Source organism: Acinetobacter geminorum (assembly GCF_013009345.1).
In the GTDB taxonomy this organism is placed as follows: Bacteria; Pseudomonadota; Gammaproteobacteria; order Pseudomonadales; family Moraxellaceae; genus Acinetobacter; species Acinetobacter geminorum.
The window spans coordinates 1-230 of record NZ_JABELE010000084.1 but is presented as its reverse complement, the minus strand read 5'-3'; the positions used below and the strand labels follow the sequence as shown (position 1 = coordinate 230).

Annotated in this window: 1 protein-coding gene; it reads right to left on the bottom strand. The window is 55.7% G+C overall.

What is annotated here, in order from left to right; translation table 11 throughout:
• Positions 1–230: aminotransferase class I/II-fold pyridoxal phosphate-dependent enzyme (locus tag HJG58_RS18800; RefSeq protein ID WP_170249820.1), on the bottom strand; the 230-nt coding region annotated here is incomplete at both ends.

Here is a 230-nt window from a genome sequence, read left to right as displayed (position 1 = left end):
AAAGGTTGGCACGATATAAACCGCTTTGATGGTTTTGGTTGCCACCAGCGCTTCAAGTTCATCTACTTTCATGCCGTCGCCGTCGGTGCCGACGGATTCAAAATTCGCCTGTGCCAGGCCAAAGACCTGCAACGCGGCGAGGTAGGTCGGACGCTCAACGACGACCGTATCGCCCGGGTTAATTAACGCACGCGCCAGCACGTCAAGCGACTGTTGAGAGCCGGATGTAA